At 64.4% G+C, this 17,573-nt stretch carries 17 protein-coding genes; 8 read left to right on the forward strand and 9 right to left on the reverse strand.

Going from position 1 to position 17,573, the window contains the following annotated elements; all coding sequences use genetic code 11:
• The first annotated feature begins 71 nt into the window (after window positions 1-71).
• Entirely contained in the window at window positions 72-605 is a 534-nt protein-coding gene (locus FHS47_RS02435) for a hypothetical protein (protein WP_167022475.1), read from the forward strand.
• Between the two features lie 966 nt (window positions 606-1,571).
• Here FHS47_RS02435 and FHS47_RS02440 read toward each other — a convergent pair.
• Window positions 1,572-2,540 (reverse strand): magnesium and cobalt transport protein CorA, encoded by a 969-nt coding sequence (locus FHS47_RS02440; protein ID WP_167027557.1) that lies wholly within the window; start codon window positions 2,538-2,540, stop codon window positions 1,572-1,574.
• Between the two features lie 262 nt (window positions 2,541-2,802).
• On the opposite strand from FHS47_RS02440, the gene FHS47_RS02445 reads away from it, so the two are divergent.
• Window positions 2,803-4,188, forward strand: a complete 1,386-nt coding sequence (locus FHS47_RS02445; RefSeq protein WP_167022478.1) for a hypothetical protein — start codon at window positions 2,803-2,805, stop codon at window positions 4,186-4,188.
• Between the two features lie 20 nt (window positions 4,189-4,208).
• On the opposite strand, the gene FHS47_RS02450 is transcribed toward FHS47_RS02445, so the two are convergent.
• From FHS47_RS02450 to miaB, 5 genes are all read right to left on the reverse strand, one after another.
• Window positions 4,209-5,405, reverse strand: coding sequence for a DUF4105 domain-containing protein (locus FHS47_RS02450; protein ID WP_167022481.1), 1,197 nt, complete (start codon window positions 5,403-5,405; stop codon window positions 4,209-4,211).
• A gap of 173 nt (window positions 5,406-5,578) precedes the next feature.
• Window positions 5,579-6,430 carry a transporter associated domain-containing protein gene (locus FHS47_RS02455; protein WP_167022484.1) on the reverse strand — a complete coding sequence of 284 codons (852 nt, stop codon included), beginning with the start codon at window positions 6,428-6,430 and terminating at the stop codon, window positions 5,579-5,581.
• 80 nt (window positions 6,431-6,510) lie between these two features.
• Window positions 6,511-6,981, reverse strand: a complete 471-nt coding sequence (gene ybeY, locus FHS47_RS02460; protein ID WP_167022487.1) for an rRNA maturation RNase YbeY — start codon at window positions 6,979-6,981, stop codon at window positions 6,511-6,513.
• On the reverse strand, window positions 6,978-7,958 hold the full coding sequence (locus FHS47_RS02465) for a PhoH family protein (RefSeq protein ID WP_167022490.1): 981 nt from the start codon (window positions 7,956-7,958) through the stop codon (window positions 6,978-6,980). Before FHS47_RS02465 ends, ybeY begins: the two co-directional genes overlap by 4 nt.
• 19 nt (window positions 7,959-7,977) lie before the next feature.
• Window positions 7,978-9,324: a tRNA (N6-isopentenyl adenosine(37)-C2)-methylthiotransferase MiaB gene (miaB, locus tag FHS47_RS02470; protein ID WP_167022493.1), complete on the reverse strand. Its 1,347-nt coding sequence runs from the start codon at window positions 9,322-9,324 to the stop codon at window positions 7,978-7,980.
• Between the two features lie 159 nt (window positions 9,325-9,483).
• Here miaB and FHS47_RS19870 point away from each other — a divergent pair, with 159 nt between their 5' ends.
• Entirely contained in the window at window positions 9,484-10,662 is a 1,179-nt protein-coding gene (locus tag FHS47_RS19870) for a lytic transglycosylase domain-containing protein (protein ID WP_167022496.1), read from the forward strand.
• 9 nt (window positions 10,663-10,671) lie between these two features.
• Here the strand turns inward: FHS47_RS19870 and FHS47_RS02480 are convergent, their stop codons facing one another.
• Window positions 10,672-11,853 (reverse strand): trypsin-like peptidase domain-containing protein, encoded by a 1,182-nt coding sequence (locus FHS47_RS02480; RefSeq protein ID WP_167022499.1) that lies wholly within the window; start codon window positions 11,851-11,853, stop codon window positions 10,672-10,674.
• 204 nt (window positions 11,854-12,057) lie between these two features.
• Between FHS47_RS02480 and petA the strand changes: the two genes are divergently transcribed.
• The 5 genes from petA to FHS47_RS02505 all read left to right on the forward strand — a co-directional run bounded on the left by petA (window position 12,058) and on the right by FHS47_RS02505 (window position 15,975).
• Window positions 12,058-12,657 carry a ubiquinol-cytochrome c reductase iron-sulfur subunit gene (gene petA / locus FHS47_RS02485; protein ID WP_167022502.1) on the forward strand — a complete coding sequence of 200 codons (600 nt, stop codon included), beginning with the start codon at window positions 12,058-12,060 and terminating at the stop codon, window positions 12,655-12,657.
• On the forward strand, window positions 12,657-13,958 hold the full coding sequence (locus tag FHS47_RS02490; RefSeq protein ID WP_167022505.1) for a cytochrome bc complex cytochrome b subunit: 1,302 nt from the start codon (window positions 12,657-12,659) through the stop codon (window positions 13,956-13,958). The genes petA and FHS47_RS02490 overlap by 1 nt, the downstream gene beginning before the upstream one ends.
• Window positions 13,951-14,703 carry a cytochrome c1 gene (locus FHS47_RS02495; protein WP_208381751.1) on the forward strand — a complete coding sequence of 251 codons (753 nt, stop codon included), beginning with the start codon at window positions 13,951-13,953 and terminating at the stop codon, window positions 14,701-14,703. The genes FHS47_RS02490 and FHS47_RS02495 overlap by 8 nt, the downstream gene beginning before the upstream one ends.
• Window positions 14,704-14,774: 71 nt before the next feature.
• Window positions 14,775-15,419 (forward strand): glutathione S-transferase N-terminal domain-containing protein, encoded by a 645-nt coding sequence (locus tag FHS47_RS02500; RefSeq protein ID WP_167022508.1) that lies wholly within the window; start codon window positions 14,775-14,777, stop codon window positions 15,417-15,419.
• 100 nt (window positions 15,420-15,519) lie between these two features.
• Window positions 15,520-15,975: a ClpXP protease specificity-enhancing factor gene (locus tag FHS47_RS02505; protein WP_208381752.1), complete on the forward strand. Its 456-nt coding sequence runs from the start codon at window positions 15,520-15,522 to the stop codon at window positions 15,973-15,975.
• Window positions 15,976-16,153: 178 nt separating this feature from the next.
• Here the strand turns inward: FHS47_RS02505 and FHS47_RS02510 are convergent, their stop codons facing one another.
• Window positions 16,154-16,549: a DUF3301 domain-containing protein gene (locus tag FHS47_RS02510; protein WP_167022511.1), complete on the reverse strand. Its 396-nt coding sequence runs from the start codon at window positions 16,547-16,549 to the stop codon at window positions 16,154-16,156.
• Between the two features lie 150 nt (window positions 16,550-16,699).
• On the reverse strand, window positions 16,700-17,566 hold the full coding sequence (gene nadC / locus FHS47_RS02515) for a carboxylating nicotinate-nucleotide diphosphorylase (protein WP_167022513.1): 867 nt from the start codon (window positions 17,564-17,566) through the stop codon (window positions 16,700-16,702).
• Window positions 17,567-17,573 lie beyond the last annotated feature (7 nt).

The raw sequence follows: 17,573 nt of genomic DNA on the forward strand, positions 1-17,573 counted from the left end.
TGCGCCAGCCAAGCCCGATGGGTGGGGCGATCACAACCAATTTCCACGGCTTGGCTTTTTAAAGGGTCTCCATGTCGATCAAAATACCTCCTGTTCTAGCCGAAAGCGATGAATATGCGGATCTTTCCGAGGAGGATCGCGCTGCATTCGTCAGGCGCTTAGAAAGCGTTCAAGAGTTAGGGGTATCGCTTGCTCAAGGTGATAGAAGGGGATCTTATCCCGACTTCTTTCAGTTTGTTGAAGATCTTGAGCTGGATGCAAGTCATCTACAAGAGTTCGATGCATCGACCAGTGTTTATCTCAGTCGCTGGGCAATTCACTATTCCTGGTCGTTCTACACAACGCCTGGAGATATGCGACATGTCCTTACGGAAGATCTCCTCCAGCTGATCGATGCGAGCGAGCCATCGACCGATGCCCCGCTTGGCGCATCGGAGTACTGGTTCAGCGAACTTGGTCGAGGCTTAGCCGTATCGGTGGATGCGATCGTCAATGCGAAGGACTATGGGGTGGCAATAGCCCATCACATCGCGCTGGATATTTTATTGTCCAGATTGCTGACGTCTTCCTATCGGCTTCGGCTAAATCGTCTTGTCCCAAGATGAAACTCGTTTACAGTCACGCTTGTATAAGCGGTCGCGGATTCGGTGCCCATGATGCAGAATTCGTGGTTCCCGCCGCAGGAGCAATGACAGCTCGCAAGTTTGTTGGGGCGCCAATCGACGATACGCCGTTCCCATAGTCACGCGAGGCCCGCATGTACTCACATCTTGAATGACACTTGTCCGGACTGCGAAAGTGAATAGCCTTAATCCATTCATCGTCGTGCCACTAGCGCTGCTTGTTGTCCTTTCGGTTGTCTATTTACTGCGGTCAAAGCGAGCCAGATCGAACGGTCGCACGAAAGGCGTGATCGATGTCTTGTTTCTCTGGCCATTGGTTCTTCGCGGGCGTCGAACGAGGAGGGAAAAGGTCTTCCTTTTGGCGGCTGGAATCGTCGTGACCACTTTGATCTTCTTGTCCTTCCTTTTTCCCAATCCGTAGAGGGAATGGAGGCCTTTTGGGTTAAAGTTTGGATTCGGAACTGACTGCTCAGTTGGAGATTGCTCGGAGCGGATGAGTGATGTATCGATGCTGCGGCATAGGAGTTCGCGCGCCCCTGTTTTTGGCAGCCGGTCGGTGCGGTCTCTGCCAGCGATTCCAATTGAAGAATTTGTGGAGTGAGTCGGTGAAGTATTGCGATGGTCAAGTCAGCCGGATAGGGGATATCGTTTCCTTGGGGGGAAAACTCGGGAAGGTAGTTAGTGATATCGACGGCGGCCAGTACGGAACTGCCCCAGAATATTCAGCCGCTCAGTGGGCGTACCTTGGGGCAGGCGTCATGATCGAATTTGAAAGTTACGGTCTGATCCATTACACGGAGCCCGAGCACGACTTGGTGTTGGTCCGTCGCGCGGGGGGTAGTGAATAGCCAGAGACGAACAGGCGTCGCGGGGTGCAGGCATTTGATTTCACTGTTGGCGGCAGCCCTGCCCCGAAAACGGATTCGCTCTTTCTGCCCATGGATGTCGTCAAAACCACCGGTTCCTCTTCAAAGCAATAAAAATCCCACCCACAATACATGCCACCAGACACGTAATGGCCGGATAAGCCCAAGGCTTATCCAACTCCGGCATATGTGCGAAGTTCATCCCGTACCAGCTTGTAATCAGGGTAGGCGCAGCCAGCATGGCGGCCCACCCCGCAAGCTTCTTCATCACCTCGTTCTGGCCGAAGGTCACGAGCGCAAGGTTCACGCTGATCGCCGCCCCGAGCATTTCCCGCATCGCCGAGATGGATTCGTTTACCCGGAACACATGGTCGTAGATGTCGCGGAAATAGGCGCGCAACTCGTCGTGGATGAGGTGCGGGTGCAGGCGCACCAGCTGCGCCACGACATCCTGTAGCGGCACCACTGCCAGGCGCAGCGTCATCAACTCGCGCTGCATGTCGTACAGCCGCTTGATGGTCTGCCGGTTGTAGGTTTCCGCGAAGATGTCGTTTTCCAGTTCGTGCACTTCTTGCCGGAAGTCGCGGACGATCGGCAGGAAGTTGTCGACGATGAAATCCAATACCGCATACAGCGCGTAGCTCGGCCCCATGGCCAGCAGTTCGGGTGTCTGCTCGCAGCTTCGCCGCGCCGGGGCATAGGAGAGCGAAGCCCCGTGGCGCACCGTCATGAAATAGCGCTGGCCGAGGAATATCTGCGTTTCGCCGAAGGCGATGTTGCCGCCAACCAGTTGCGCCGTCTGCGCCACGATGAAGAGGGAGTCGCCGTACGCCTCGATCTTGGTGCGCTGGTGCGCGTGCTGCGCGTCCTCGATGGCCAGGTCGTGCAGGTTGAACTCTTCCTGGAGTTTCAGCAGCAGGGCCTCGTCGGGCTCATGGAGGCCGACCCACACGAAGGTGTCGGGTTCTTTCAGTACGTCGCTGATCGCATCGATCGTGATGTCCCCGATGCGCGAGCCATCGGTGCGGTAGGCAACGCAGTTGATGACCATGCCGTCTGAAGACGGAACGGTTACCGGGTCGGGGACGAGCGGAAGCAAGGACATTGCGGGTTCGAATTCCTGGGCGGTGTGGCGGAAGCGGCATCGGGCGGGTGGCCGGAAGTGTAAGTCCAATGCGGATGCCACGCCCGGCACCGGCCCGATGTCGGGCCTGAAGTGGCCGTTATACCTTGAAGTTGCGGAAAGCGTGCGACACGGGCCTTGCCCGGCCCACGCTCTGACGCCAAGGACGCCGCATTCAAGGAGAAAAACCATGGCAACAGCTACGCTTCCGTCCCTTCCGTTCGATTACAAGACCTGGAAGAACGGAACCTCGATCACCCTGCCACCCCTTTTCGATAAGGTTTCCCGTGCGAAATTCGAGGCCCTGGACCGGGCTGTCGAGACCTACTTCGCGAAACCGACGTCGTCTTCGCTCAACGTGCTCCGGGCGGCCCTGCAGGACTGGATGAAGCACAAGGACGCCGTCGACGGCCCGGGCGCCTGGGCGGAAAGCAAGCGCAATCGCAAATTCCTGATCGCGCACCTCAACGCAGCGATCAACGGTGGTGACACCGACGCGTCTCTTGGCATCCCAGCGTTCATGTCACCAGGCATGATCAACGCGCGCCTCGGCATCCTTTACCTGTTCGCGAACATCACGTGGGACGAGAAGGTCCTTCGCTTCGTGACCAACGGCGTGGTCGATTTTGCCGGGAAGGGCAACGGAGCACCTGCTCGCCGCGTCGTCGACGCGAGCCAGTGGCTTGCCAAACCCAGCCCCGATTCCACGGATCCTGCACGTCGGAGCACGCGCGACCGCTTGGTCGCGCATCTGGAAAGCCTCTCGCTCAGGGTCGTGGAATCCATCGTGGCGCAGGCTCCGAAAATGCCTGGCGAAACCTTCGACGCAACGCAGGTACTCGGCCTATGGGATACGGTGCCGGGCGGGACGAAATCCCTGTGCCGCTACGTGGTCGACAAGGTTCTGGATCACGCCGCTCCGTTCCTCGCCAACGGCGTCGGCGTGGTCGAAGGACTGGTGAAGGCCACGTCGGCGGGTGTCGACCGCTATCGCGCCCACGCCCTCGGCAGAGGCGTGGCCATCGTTCCCGGTACGCCGCGTACCACCGTCGACGGCATCAAGCGTGCGATGGACCTGCAGTTGGCGACCGAGACGTATGGCGTCCTGAAGAGCGCGGGTTCGCTGACGCTCGAAGGCCTCAGTGCCGGCGTGGCCGGGGCCATTGTGGACATCGCGTTTTCCCTGGTGGAGGCCTTCGTGTCGCTGGTCTGGCGCGTGTACGACTACTACCGCCTGCGCGTGTTTCGCCAACAGGCGACGTCGCATTGGGAGGCGCGCGAAGGCAAGAACCCGCTCCATGAGCGGCCCTCCGCGTTCAACGAATGGTATCGGGGCGTGGCGCTCAAGGTGCCCGCCGTCCCTTGTCTTACGCTGGCCAGCGGCATCTGCGGCGACAAGATGCGCCTGCTGCGCATGTTCGACAAGGAAGGCGAAACCGTGACGCAGGCGAATTTCGACGCGGGCGTGAAGCACCTGGACAACCTCAAGGCATGGGGCGCCGGGTACCTCGCCGATCTCGGCTATGGCTTCGGTAGCGACGATCCGGTGATCGCGAAGCTCATCGCCGCGAAGTAAGTTCCCACGCCGCCGGCGCCTCAGTCGTGCCGGCGGCAGAAACTCCAGGTCAAGGCAGCCCAGCATGGAAGGGCGAAAAGGAGCCAGGGAAGGTTCCGCTGGGGAAAGTCGGGCCAGAGGTGCAGCAGCAAGGCGATGACGCACGCGGCGAACGAGAGCGCCGTTACCCGCGATGCCAGCCTGCTCACCGTACGTCCGGCGTGACGCAACCGCCAGATGCCCGGCACGATCAGCAGGGCGAACGGTGAAAAGGCCAGCAGATTGAAGTTGCCCCACGCGGAACGGTGCAGGGTCAGGGTCCACAGGCCGAGCATGAAGAGGCCGGCGATGCCTGCGAACACGGCGAACACTGTGCCGGCGGCGACGAAAACGGCACGTGCGCCAGTTCGGCGGGTGAGGGCGGGCAAGGCAAGCGGCAACGCGAGTGCCACGCCCGCGATCAGCAAGGGCCAGCGCAGGTCGGGTGCCTTTTCCGGTGGTGGCGCCAGCTTCGCGGGCACCAGGAGCGTGTCCTCGGAAACCAGCGGCCGACCGTCGACGTCGACGTGGCGCAACCCCTCTTCCAGCGTCATCGGCAGAAAGGCCTCTTTCCACGCCGTCATGGGCTGGTCGGCGAAAGGACCGAGCCCGAGATCCATCCCGAGCATCAGCCATGGCTGGTTGCTCATCAACCGCGCGGTCTGCTCCCGGAAGGTCATGCCGCCCGGCTTGCCCATCCATTGGGCGCTCAGCGCGCCGCCCAGGGCATCGTCCAGCACGTCGCGCACGCGCGTGGTGCAGTTGTCGCTGTAGTAGTCGTAGCGATAGCCCGCGTTCTCGGGACGGATGTTCCAGAGGAGGAAGCGCCGCAGGTGTTCCTTCTGGGCGTCGTTGAGCGCCAGGCGCTGACGGCGCACATAGCGGCCCTCTCCGGCGTAGAAGTCGATGTCGGACTGGGTGGTTTCCGCATCCATCCGGTACGCCATGATCCCGCGCGCGAAGTTGAGCAGGAAACCCTTCTGGTCGAAGTCGAACACGCCGTAGTTGAAGGCGATGGATTCGCCGCTTACGGTGTCGCGAACCTCCAGCGCGTCGTGACCGAAGCGCTCCCAATAGATGTCGCCGGGACCGTAGGTCATCAGCGATATCTCCAGGTTGGCGGCCGGTGCGTCGACGATGCCCGCGCGGGCGAGGGGGGCGACGCACAGGGCAAGAAGAAGGATCAGGGTGTATCGCATCGGTTCAAGCAAAGTCCGTCGATGAGCGCCATGGGGGGCGCGTGTCTGTGGGAGCCGCTTCAGCGGCGATCCCGCGGCAGCGGGCCTTCTTATCGCAAGCACCCATCGCCGCTGAAGCGGCTCCCACATAAGGAATCGCCGGCGGAGCCGGCTCCCCAGGATCGCGATGACGATCAGGCCGCGTTGCCTGCGCGCGCCACGTGGAACTGCTGCACGCGGCGGTCGTCGGCCTCGGTGACGCGGAAGACGAACTGGCCGACGGTGATCTCTTCGCCCGCGGCGGGCAGGTGGCCGAACTCGGACGTGATCATGCCGCCCACCGTGTCGAACTCCTCGTCCGAGAAATGCGCGCCGGCCACTTCGTTGAAGTCGGCGATGGGCGTGAGCGCGCTGACGGCGAAGCCGCCTTCTTCCAGCGGCCGCACCAGCACGGGATCTTCCTCGTCGTCGTGCTCGTCGTCGATCTCGCCCACGATCTGCTCGAGCACGTCCTCGATGGTGATGAGGCCGGCCACGCCGCCGTATTCGTCCACCACCAGCGCCATGTGGTTGCGCGTGAGGCGGAACTCGGCCAGCAGCACGTTGAGGCGCATGGACTCGGGAATCAGCACGGCCGGACGGAGCAGGGCGCGCACGTCGCAGCCGTCGCTCTGGCCGAAATACTTCAGCAGGTCTTTTGCCAGCAGGATGCCCAGAACTTCGTCCTTGTCTTCCCCATGCACGGGGAACCGGGAATGGCCCGATTCGACCACGGCGGCGAGAATTTCGGGAAGCGGCGCATCGACGGGCAGGCTGACGATCTGGGCCCGGGGCACCATGACGTCGTCGACGCTGAGTTCGGTAACCTTGATCGCACCCTCGACCATGGTCAGGGTGTCGTTCGAAAGCAGGCCGTTGGCCTGGGCGGTGCGCAGTTCCTCGATCAGTTCGTCGCGGTTGCGCGGTTCGCCGGAAAACAGATGGCCCAGTCGGTCCCACCAGGAACGGTGGGCGGGGCCATGGGTACTACTAGGGTCCTCGTTCATTACTCTTTGTGGTTCTGCCCAGTGGGGGCGGAAGGGGCAGTCTACTGGAATTCGTGTGACGGTTCAGGGCAACCCGGCCCCTACGGAACCAGATAAGGATCGGCGATGCCGAGGCCGGCCAGGATGCGGGTTTCGAGGGCTTCCATGGCCTCGGCCTCGCCCTCCTCGATGTGGTCGTAACCCAGGAGATGCAGTGTGCCGTGAACGGTCATGTGGGCCCAGTGCTCGGCCGGTTTCTTGCCCTGTTCCGCGGCCTCCCGGGCAACCACGGGCGCGCAGATCACCAGGTCGCCGATCAGCGGCAGTTCCACGCCCGGCGGGAAGTCGGCCGGGAAGGAAAGCACATTGGTGGCATAGTCCCGGTCGCGGTACTGCCGGTTCAGGGCCTGGCCCTCGTCGGCGTCCACGATGCGAATGGCCACTTCGGTGGCCTTGCGTCGCCGTGCACCCTTCAGCGCGGCCTCCACCCAGCGGCGGAACGTGGCCGGGGCCGGCACGCCCTTGCGCGAGGTGGCGTAACCCACCGCGACGTCGGTCCGCGAACCGCTCAACGCTCTTCGTCCTGCTTCTGCTCGAACGCCTCGTAGGCGCGCACGATCTTCGCCACCAGCGGATGACGCACCACGTCGCGCGAGGTGAAGAAGGTGAAACTGATGCCGTCCACGCCGCGCAATACCTCGATGGCATGGCGCAGTCCGGAGCGGATGTTGCGCGGCAGATCCACCTGGGACACATCGCCCGTGATCACCGCCACCGAGCCGAAGCCGATACGCGTCAGGAACATCTTCATCTGCTCGACGGTGGTGTTCTGTGCCTCGTCGAGGATCACGTAGGCGTCGTTGAGCGTGCGCCCGCGCATGTAGGCCAGCGGGGCGATTTCGATGACATTGCGCTCGATCAGCTTGGAGACCTTTTCGAAACCCACCATCTCGTACAGCGCGTCGTACAGCGGGCGCAGGTACGGGTCGATCTTCTGGCTCAGGTCGCCCGGAAGGAAGCCCAGCTTCTCGCCGGCCTCCACCGCGGGGCGAACCAGCAGTACGCGTTGCACGCGGTTGGCTTCCAGCGCTTCGACGGCGCTGGCCACGGCGAGGTAGGTTTTGCCGGTGCCGGCCGGGCCCACGCCGAAATTGATGTCGTGCGTGGTGATGGCGTGCAGGTAGCGGGCCTGGTTGGGGCCACGGCCCTTGATGACGCCGCGCTTCACCTTGATCACCACGTCCTGCGCGGACTCGGCGGCCTGTTCGTTCAGCGCGTCGATGCCCGATTCGGCCAGACGTACGTTGATCGTCTGGCCGTTGAGGGTTTCATTCTCGGTGGCGTCGTAGAGCGCGCGCAGCACCTGCTCGCCGGCCTTCGCCGAAGCCTCTTCGCCGATCACGCGGAACAAGCTGCCGCGGTGGTCGATCTCGATGCCCAGGCGGAGTTCGATCTGGCGGATGTGCTCGTCGAGCGGGCCGCAGAGATTGGCGAGGCGGGTGTTGTCTTCCGGGTCGAGGGCGAAGTCGCGCTGGGAGAGTTGGGTCATGGCGTTGATGGGAGTGCCCCTAGGCGAGCGCGACCGCTTGGTCGAGGTGGACGCGGCCGCGCAACGAGTTGGACATCGCCTCGGTGATGGTCACGTCGACGAACTGTCCGATCATCCGGGGATGGCCGGGAAAGTTCACGTAACGCATGTTTTCCGTGCGTCCGGTCATTTCGTTCGGATTCTTCCGGCTGGGCTTTTCGACCAGCACGCGCTGCGCGGTGCCCACCATGGCCTCGTTGATCTTGCGCGCGTTCTCGTTCAACACGGCCTGCAGGCGAGCCAGGCGGGCGTGCTTCACCTCGGCCGGCGTGTCGTCGGGAAGGTTCGCGGCAGGCGTGCCAGGGCGGGAAGAGAAGATGAAGGAGAAGCTCTGGTCGAAGCCGACGTCGTCGATCAGCTTCATGGTCTTTTCGAAATCGTCTTCGGTTTCGCCGGGGAAGCCGACGATGAAGTCGGAGGAAATGCAGATGTCCGGGCGCACGGCGCGCAGCTTGCGAATGCGCTGCTTGAATTCCAGCGCCGTGTAACCGCGCTTCATGGCCGCGAGGATGCGATCGGAGCCGGCCTGCACCGGCAGGTGCAGGAAGTTCGCCAGCTGCGGCACGTTGGCGTAAGCCTCGATCAGCGAGTCGGAGAACTCCAGCGGATGCGAGGTGGTGAAGCGGATGCGGCCGATGCCGTCGATCTGCGCGATGGCGTGGATCAGCACCGCCAGGTCCGCCGTGCCGCCATCGTGCATGGGGCCGCGGTAGGCGTTCACGTTCTGGCCAAGCAGGTTCACCTCGCGCACGCCTTGCTCGGCGAGCTGGGCCACCTCGACGATCACGTCGTCGAACGGGCGGCTGATCTCCTCGCCGCGGGTGTAAGGCACCACGCAGTAGGAGCAGTACTTGGAGCAGCCTTCCATGATGGAGACGAAGGCGGTGGGGCCTTCGGCGCGCGGCTCGGGAAGGCGGTCGAACTTCTCGATCTCCGGGAAGCTGATGTCCACCTGCGCCTTGCCGCTGGCACGCTGGGCCTCGATCATCTCCGGCAGGCGATGCAGGGTTTGCGGGCCGAACACCAGGTCGACGAACGGCGCGCGCTTGATGATGGCGTCGCCTTCCTGCGAAGCCACGCAGCCACCCACGCCGATGAGTACCGGCTTGCCGTTCTGCTTGTGCGCCTTCCAGCGGCCAAGCTGGCTGAAGACCTTTTCCTGGGCCTTTTCGCGGATGGAGCATGTGTTGACCAGGATAACGTCGGCTTCCGCCTCGTCCTGGGTCAATTCCAGCCCGTGCGACGCACGCAGTACGTCGGCCATCTTGGCCGAGTCGTACTCGTTCATCTGGCAGCCGTGGGTCTTGATGAAAAGCTTGCCGCTCATGGGCATGGGTACCGTGGTTTCGTGGGGTTCGACCGAACCGCGCAGTTTACGCCGCCCCCCGCGGGGTTGCCACAGGGTCGCTGTGGATCAATGACTTGCGTGAAGAAGGTCACGTAACCGGCCCTTGGCACGGGAAAGGGGCTGGGGCACACTCGCGCCATGGTGAACGACGCGACGCCAGGGGAAAGCGCCGGCCATCGCGCCTGCCGTTTCCTGCCCATACGCACGGCCCTCCGCAGGGCCGCGATCGGCTGCGTGTTGATCCTGGGGCTGGGCGCCGCACCCGCGTTCGCAGGCTCGCTTTACCGCTGCGTCGGCACCACGGGCGAAACCGTGTTTTCCGGCAGCACCGCAGGCTACAAGGACTGCAAGCGCATCGGCAGCACGCCGGGCGCAAGGCCGGCGCGGTCGGCGGTTGCGAAGGAATCGTCGCAGGGGAGGGGGCGGAGCGGGGCAGCCCGGGAGCCGCAATCGGGTGGTCCGGATGCGGCGGCTCCGGCTTCCCAGGCAGCGCAGCCGGGCTCCTTCCGTGGCGTGCTGGGGTCGGTGGTTTCCGCGCCATCGACCGCTGCCTTCGCCGGCGTAAGCGGCGATGTGGTCGGGGAAGGGGAGGGCCAGACACTGCCGCCGGTCACCGCGCCCAGGGGCAGCTGGGACTACCGGGAGTCGGCCACGCAGGACCTGACGGCCTCGCTCGCGCCTGCTGCACCGAAGGGCTCGCGCGTGCTGCGCGGTGCGGTCTATCGGATCACGCGGCCCGACGGCGGCGTCGAATACACGAATATCCCGCCCGGTGGCGCTGCCAAGGGTCAGAGCATCAAGATGCTCTTTACCTATATCGCCACCTGTGCGGCCTGCGACGTCCATTCCAGGATCGACTGGAACAACGTGGCGCTCAACCTCACCTCGTTTGGCGACGCCATCCGGTCGGCCAGCGGCGAGTTCGGGGTGGACGAAGCCCTGCTGCGCGCGGTCATCCACGCCGAGAGCGCCTTCAATCCGCGGGCGCTGTCGGTGGCGGGGGCGCAGGGCCTGATGCAGTTGATCCCGGGTACCGCGCGCGACATGGGCGTGCTCGACGCCTTCGACGTGAACCAGAACATCCGCGGTGGCGCACGATACCTGGCCCTGCTGCTGCGGAACTTCAACGGCAACGAGCGCCTGGCCGCGGCGGCGTACAACGCCGGCCCCGGCGCCGTGCAGAAATACAACGGCGTGCCGCCTTACGACGAAACGCAGGTGTATGTGGAACGCGTGGGGGTGCTGCGCAAGCGGTATGCGGAAACGTTGAAGCGGCACGCGGCTGCCGGTGTGCCGCTGGCCGATCGCGGCGCGTAATGCGCGTTCCTACTGCCGCAGTGCCTGCATCGGTGCGCTTGGCGGCCTTTGCGCCGGCGTGACGGTCGCGGTGAACGGCGCGCCGTAGCGCAGCCCTGAGATCTGCACGGGTACCCCGGGCTTCAGCGAGGCTTCGTGCCGGCGCAGGTCAGACGGGTCGAGGATGTCCTCGTCGCCCAGGCGCAGCAGCACGTCGCGCTGCTGGATGCCCGCCAGGGCCGCCGGGCCACCGGGCGACACGTCGTTGACAACTACGCCGCGTGCCGCCGAGGGCAGGCCGCTGTTGGCCGACACGGGCACCGCGCCGTAGTCGGCACCGATCCAGCCTCGCACCACGTGCCCCGTCTGCACGATCTGGTCGAGCACGTTTCGCGCGCTCTGCACGGGAATGGCGAAGCCGATGCCTTCGGCGCCCACGGCCTGTCCGATCAGGGAGGTGTTGATGCCCACCAGTTCGCCGTGCGCGTTGACCAGCGCGCCACCCGAATTGCCGAAGTTGATGGCCGCGTCCGTCTGGATGAAGTTCTCCAGGCTGGAGAGGTTGAGCTGGCGCCCGATGGCGCTCACGATGCCCATCGTCACTGTCTGTCCGATGCCGAAGGGGTTGCCGATGGCCAGCACCACGTCGCCCACCCGGGGGCGGCTGTCGGCGTCGGTCATCTGGATGGCGGGCAGGTTGCCCGCGTCCACCTTCAGCACGGCAAGGTCGGTTTCGTCATCGGAACCTACCACCCTGGCGCTCGCCACGCGCCCGTCGTAGAGGAGCAACTGGATGTCGTCGGCGTTGGCGATGACATGGTTGTTGGTCAATACGTAACCATCGTCGCTGACGATCACCCCGGAGCCGAGGTTCTGCTGGCGCCGCGTGCGCGCAGGCCCGGTGGGCACGCTGAAGATGCGTTGCAGCACCGGGTCCGAATAGAGTTCCCGCGGTTGCTCGGTCACGAGCTTGTTGGCGTAGATATTTACGACCGATGGCGCGGCCTTGGCGACGGCATCGGCATAGGAGACGGGCCCGGCGCCGGCGCCCGAGGCGGGTGCGGAGGTTTCCCGAGGCGCGGGCGTGCCGACGAAGCGCTGGCGAAGGAATGCGCCGCTACCCGGCCAGAACAGGCCGACGACGAAGGCCACGGCCAGGCCGAGCACGACGAAGCGGGCGACGAAGGCAAGCGTGCGAGCGGCGTCTTTCATGGAAAGGGCTAGGGATCCTGCGAACCAATACCGCATCCGGGCGGTTCCGTGGCAGCCCTGTCCCTCATCAGGCACAAGGTGGCGTCCAGTTGATTGTACGTGGCTGGTGCTGACGTTACACTGACGCGATTTGCGGAAGCCGATTTCCGAAAAGAGCCGGCGTTGGGGTCCGCATTCTCAATGGCATAAGTTCCGGAGAGCCTGATGGCGAACGAAGTCGTCGATCACGGGCGCCGTCGCTTCCTAACCGTTACGACAGCAGTTGTCGGCGGGGCGGGAGTGGTCGCGGCGGTCGTGCCCTTCATCAAGTCGTGGGAACCGAGCGCAAGGGCAAAGGCAGCGGGGGCGCCTGTCACGGTCGACATCAGTGCCATCGAGGCGGGCCAGAAGGTAACCTTCGCGTGGCGCAGCCTGCCGGTGTTCGTCGTCAATCGCACGAAGGACCAGCTGGCGCAGCTGAAGGGCCTGGAGCCCCGCTTGCTCGACCCGTCGTCCTCGGATTCGGCGCAGCAGCCCAAGTACGCCACCAACGAAACCCGCTCCATCAAGCCGGAATGGCTCGTCGTCATCGGCCTCTGCACCCACCTGGGCTGCGTGCCGGACTTCGTGCCCGACATCAAGCCCGAGCCGTTCGATGCGAACTGGAAGGGCGGCTTCTACTGCCCCTGCCATAAGTCGCGGTACGACCTGTCCGGCCGTGTCTTCAGCGGCGTGCCCGCCCCGAAGAACCTGCCCGTGCCGCCGTACCACTTCATCGACGACACGCACATCCAGATCGGCGTCGATCCGAAGGAGGCAGGCTGATGGCTAACGTCTTTTCCCGCATCGGCGACTGGGTGAACGAACGGGCACCGAACCTCGCGCCCACGTACCGCAAGCACATGACGGAGTACTTCGCGCCGAAGAACTTCAACCTCTGGTACTACTTCGGCTCGCTGGCGCTCCTGGTCCTGGTCAATCAGATCGTGACCGGCATCTTCCTCACCATGAACTACAAGACGAGTGCGCTGGAAGCGTTCAACTCCGTCGAGTACATCATGCGCGACGTCGAGTGGGGCTGGCTGATCCGCTACATGCACTCCACGGGCGCCTCGCTGTTCTTCGTGGTCGTGTTCCTGCACATGTTCCGCGGCATCATGTACGGCTCGTTCAAGCGTCCGCGCGAGCTGGTCTGGATCCTCGGCATGCTGATCTTCCTCGTGCTGATGGCCGAGGCGTTCATGGGCTACGTGCTGCCGTGGGGCAACATGTCGTTCTGGGGCGCGAAGGTCATCATCTCGCTGTTCGGCACCATTCCCTACATCGGCGGTTCGCTGGTGGAGTGGATCATGGGCGACTTCCTGCCGGCCGACGCCACGCTCAACCGCTTCTTCGCGCTGCACGTGATCGCTCTGCCCCTGGTGCTGCTGCTCCTGGTGGTGCTGCACCTTGCCGCGCTGCATGAGGTGGGCTCCAACAACCCCGACGGCGTGGACGTGAAGCACGGGCCGAAGGGCAACAAGTGGAACCCCGAGAAGCCCATCGATGCCATCCCGTTCCATCCGTACTACACGGTGAAGGACCTGGTGGGCGTCGGCTTCTTCCTCACCATCGCCGCGTTCATCATCTTCTTCGCGCCCACGTTCGGCGGCTGGTTCCTCGAGCACGACAACTTCACCCCGGCGAACAACCTCGTTACGCCGAGCCACATCAAGCCGTCGTGGTACTTCACGCCGTTCTACGCCATCCTGCGCATGATCCCGTCCTTCTTCGGCACGGCGATCTGGGGCGTCATCGGCATGTTCGGCGCCATCCTGCTGCTGGCGTTGCTGCCGTGGATCGACAAGGGCGAGGTCCGCTCGGTGCGCTACCGCGGGCTTGGCTTCCGCATCGCCCTGGGCGTGCTGGTCTTCAGCTTCCTGGCCCTGGGCCTGGTCGGCGCCGGCGTCACCGCCGAGGTCATTCCGGAGTGGTTCCCGGGTGCCGACGTCACCACCTGGGAGAACGCCTTCGGCCGCCTCATGGTGCTGGGCTATTTCGGTTTCTTCGTATTCGTGTGGGTTTACACACGCTTCGGCTTCGAGAAGACCAAGCCGGTTCCGGAACGGGTGACGATGCATGATTAAGCGCACTATCTCCTCCATCGCCCTGGCGCTGGGCCTTGCGGTCGCCACCATCCCGGCCCTTGCGTCCGAGGGCGAAGGCCTGGCCCCCGCGGGTACCAACATCCGCGACCAGGCCTCGCTGCAGCGCGGTGCCAAGTTGTTCTTCAACTACTGCGTCGGCTGCCACTCGCTGAAGTACGTGCGCTATTCGCGCCTCGCCTCCGACCTCGGCCTGTCCGAGGAAGAGGTGATGACGAACCTCAACTTCACGGGTGCGAAGTTCGGCGAGCCGGTCATCTCGCACATGCCGGCGGACGACGCGAAAACCTGGTTCGGCAAGGATCCGCCGGACCTGTCGCTGGAAGCCCGCGCCAAGGGTGTGGACTTCATCTTCAACTACCTGAACTCGTTCTACCTCGATCCCACCCGGCCGGTGGGCTGGAACAACACGGTCTTCCCGAACGCGTCGATGCCCAACCCGCTGTGGGAGCTCCAGGGCCTGCAGACGGCGGTCCACGGCGAAGCCGCGCCGGGGCAGGAAGCGGTGGTGGAGAAGCTGCAGATCTCCACGCCGGGCCGCATGAGCCCCGAGGAGTTCCGGGGCGCCACCCGCGACCTGACCGCCTTCCTCGAGTACGCGGCGGAGCCCGCCGCGCTGGAGCGCCAGTCGATCGGCGTCTGGGTCATCCTGTTTCTGGCCGGCCTGACCTTCCTCCTGTACCTTCTGAAGCATGAGTACTGGAAAGACGTCCACGAAAGTCACTGACTGACGTCCCCGCGGGGCGGCCGCTGGCCGCCCCGTCATCGATTGATGCAGCAGGGAGGGAGATCGAAAGCATGGTCCAGAACGCACGTTCGCGCTCGGCACTGACGCTTTACACCAGCGCCGACGACATCCACTGCCACCGCACGCGTCTCGTGTTGGCCGCCAAGGGCGTCGCCTACGACCGGATCATCCTCAAAGCCGATCAGCCCACGCCGGACCTGCTGGAACTGAACCCGTACGGCACGCTGCCCACCCTGGTCGACCGCGACCTCACGCTTTACGATCCCGCGGTAGTCGTTGAGTACCTCGACGAACGCTACCCCCATCCGCCCCTCATGCCCATCGATCCTCTGTCGCGCGCGCGCCTGCGCCTGGCCACGTGGCGGATCGAGAACGACTGGCTGCCCGAAATCGAGGCCATCGGGGAGGGCGGCAAGGCGGCCGACGCGGCCCGGAAACGGCTCCGCGAGCACCTGCTGATGACCGTGCCGCTGTTCCGTGCGTCGCGGTTCTTCCTGAACCCCGAAATGAGCCTCATCGACTGCCTGGTGGCCCCGGTGGTCTGGCGTCTGCCGCATCTGGGCGTGGATCTTGGCAAGGACGGCAAACCCATCGTGGATTACGGCGAGCGTCTGTTCCACAGCCAGGGCTTTGCCCGTAGCCTCACGCAGGAAGAGCGTGACATACGGCCGGACTTCAATTTCGGGCAGGGTTAACCCCCAGCCGGCCGTATCCCGTAAACTCTTCTCTGGCCTTGCCCTGCCGGGCATCTGGTGATTCCCGACCCATACCGGCGGGTACGACGAGGAAGGTTCCATGGATACGAACGAAAGCGCGGGCATGACTTCCAATCGCCCCTACCTGCTGCGGGCCATCTACGACTGGATCAGCGACAACGGCCTTACCCCGTATGTGCTCGTCGACGCAGGCCAGCCCGGCGTCCGCGTGCCGGCGCACGTGGTGAAGAACGGCCAGGTGGTCTTGAACCTGGCCATGCGCGCGGTGGCCAACCTAGACCTCGGCAACGACAGGATCTCCTTCCAGGCGCGGTTCTCCGGCGTCAGCCAGTCCATCGTGATTCCCGTGCAGGCCGTGCTGGCGCTGTACGCGCAGGAAAACGGGCAGGGCATGATGTTCCCGGCCGACGAGAACGATTCCCCGGCGGCGAACGCGGCCGAGCCGTTGGACGAAGCCGGTGAAGCCCCCGAGTCCACGGGCGGCGACGACGACCGCCCGAAACGCGGCGCGCCGCATCTTCGCGTGGTGAAGTAAGGCAGCGCCTGTCGAAGTCCTATCGCCATCCCTCGATGGCCTTGGCTTTATCTGAGAGCTCTATGTGGAAGCTCTATGTGGGAGCCGCTTCAGCGGCGATGGGTGCTCGTGGGACCGTTGCCCGCTGCCGCGGGATCGCCGCTGAAGCGGCTCCCACAAGGGCTTCAGGAAGGTCCAGTCACTGCAGCCGCCGCCGATCGGCGAGCGACACCACATTCCCCGTGTGCACGAAGGCGTCGGTGGCGACGACGGTTTCCAGTTCCGGCGCGCCGGACATCGGCAGTGAGAAGCTGGCGACATCGTTCCCGGCCATCCATAGCCGCGCCGCCTGCCTCGATTGGCCGTCTTCGCTTACCTCGAACGCATAACAGCGTTCCAGTCGACGCACACCGTCCACGCCCTGCCAGCGAACGGCGCGAAGGCCCACGCTCTGGTCCAGCAGTTGCAATCCGTGGCGCTTGCACAGGGCCATAGCGGCGCGCACCGCGATTTCCCGCGCCCGGGTAAGGCGATACCAGGCGGCGACGCCGGCGGCGAGCAGGAGCAACCAGAAAAGATCGGTGAAGGATGACATGGGAGCAGTGTGTGGCCGCGTGCGCCTCGCCACAAGTCCCTTGCCTGTCCTCCTGTAACGGCAGCTGTCTTGTGTGGGAGCCGGCTATGCCGGCGATCCCGCGGCAGCGGGCAAGCTTGCCGCAAGCGACCATGGCCGCTATAGCGGCTCCTACAGATCGAGGCGGAGCGAGAGGTCGATGGCCTTCACATTCTTGGTCAGCGCACCGCTGGAGATGAAGTCCACGCCGGTCTCGGCGATCGCGCGGATCGTGTCGATTTCGACATTGCCGGACACTTCCAGCGGAATTCGGCCGGCCGTGTAGGCCACGGCCTCGGTCAGCATGGCCGGTGTGAAGTTGTCGAGCAGGGCGCGATCGGCACCGGCGGATATGGCTTCCGCTAGTTCGTCCAGCGTTTCCACCTCCACGATGAGTGGCAGGTTCGGATGGATGCTGCGCGCGGCACGCACCGCCGCCGGAATGCCGCCCGCTGCGATGATGTGGTTTTCCTTGAGCATCATCGCGTCGAACAGGCCGATGCGGTGATTGGTGCCGCCACCGCAACGGACGGCGTACTTCTGCGCGCGGCGCAGGCCCGGAAGAGTCTTGCGCGTGTCCAGCACGCGAGTACCCGTGCCTGCGATGGCGTCGACATAGCGCGCCGTCACGGTGGCCGTGGCCGACAGCAGCTGCAGGAAATTCAATGCCGACCGCTCGGCCGTGACGAGCGCGCGGGCCTTGCCGGCGAGGCGACAGATCGCCGTGCCCGGCGCGACGCGGTCGCCATCGTGCACGAGCCATTCGATGCGCACATCGGGATCCAGCTTGCGGAAGCAGGCATCGAACCAGGCCGAACCGCAAAGCACGGCCTCCTCGCGACAGGTCAGCACCGCCGTGGCGGTGGCGTTAGGATCCAGCAGGTCGGCCGTCGCGTCGCCGGGACCGATATCCTCGGCAAAAGCGCGTTCCACATCGGCAAGAATGTCGCCGGCCGGCGGAAGCGCTTCGGCCAGGTGACGCGGATCGGAAAGACTCATCGTGCGA

The organism is Luteibacter sp. SG786 (assembly GCF_011759605.1).
Classification (GTDB): Bacteria; Pseudomonadota; Gammaproteobacteria; order Xanthomonadales; family Rhodanobacteraceae; genus Luteibacter.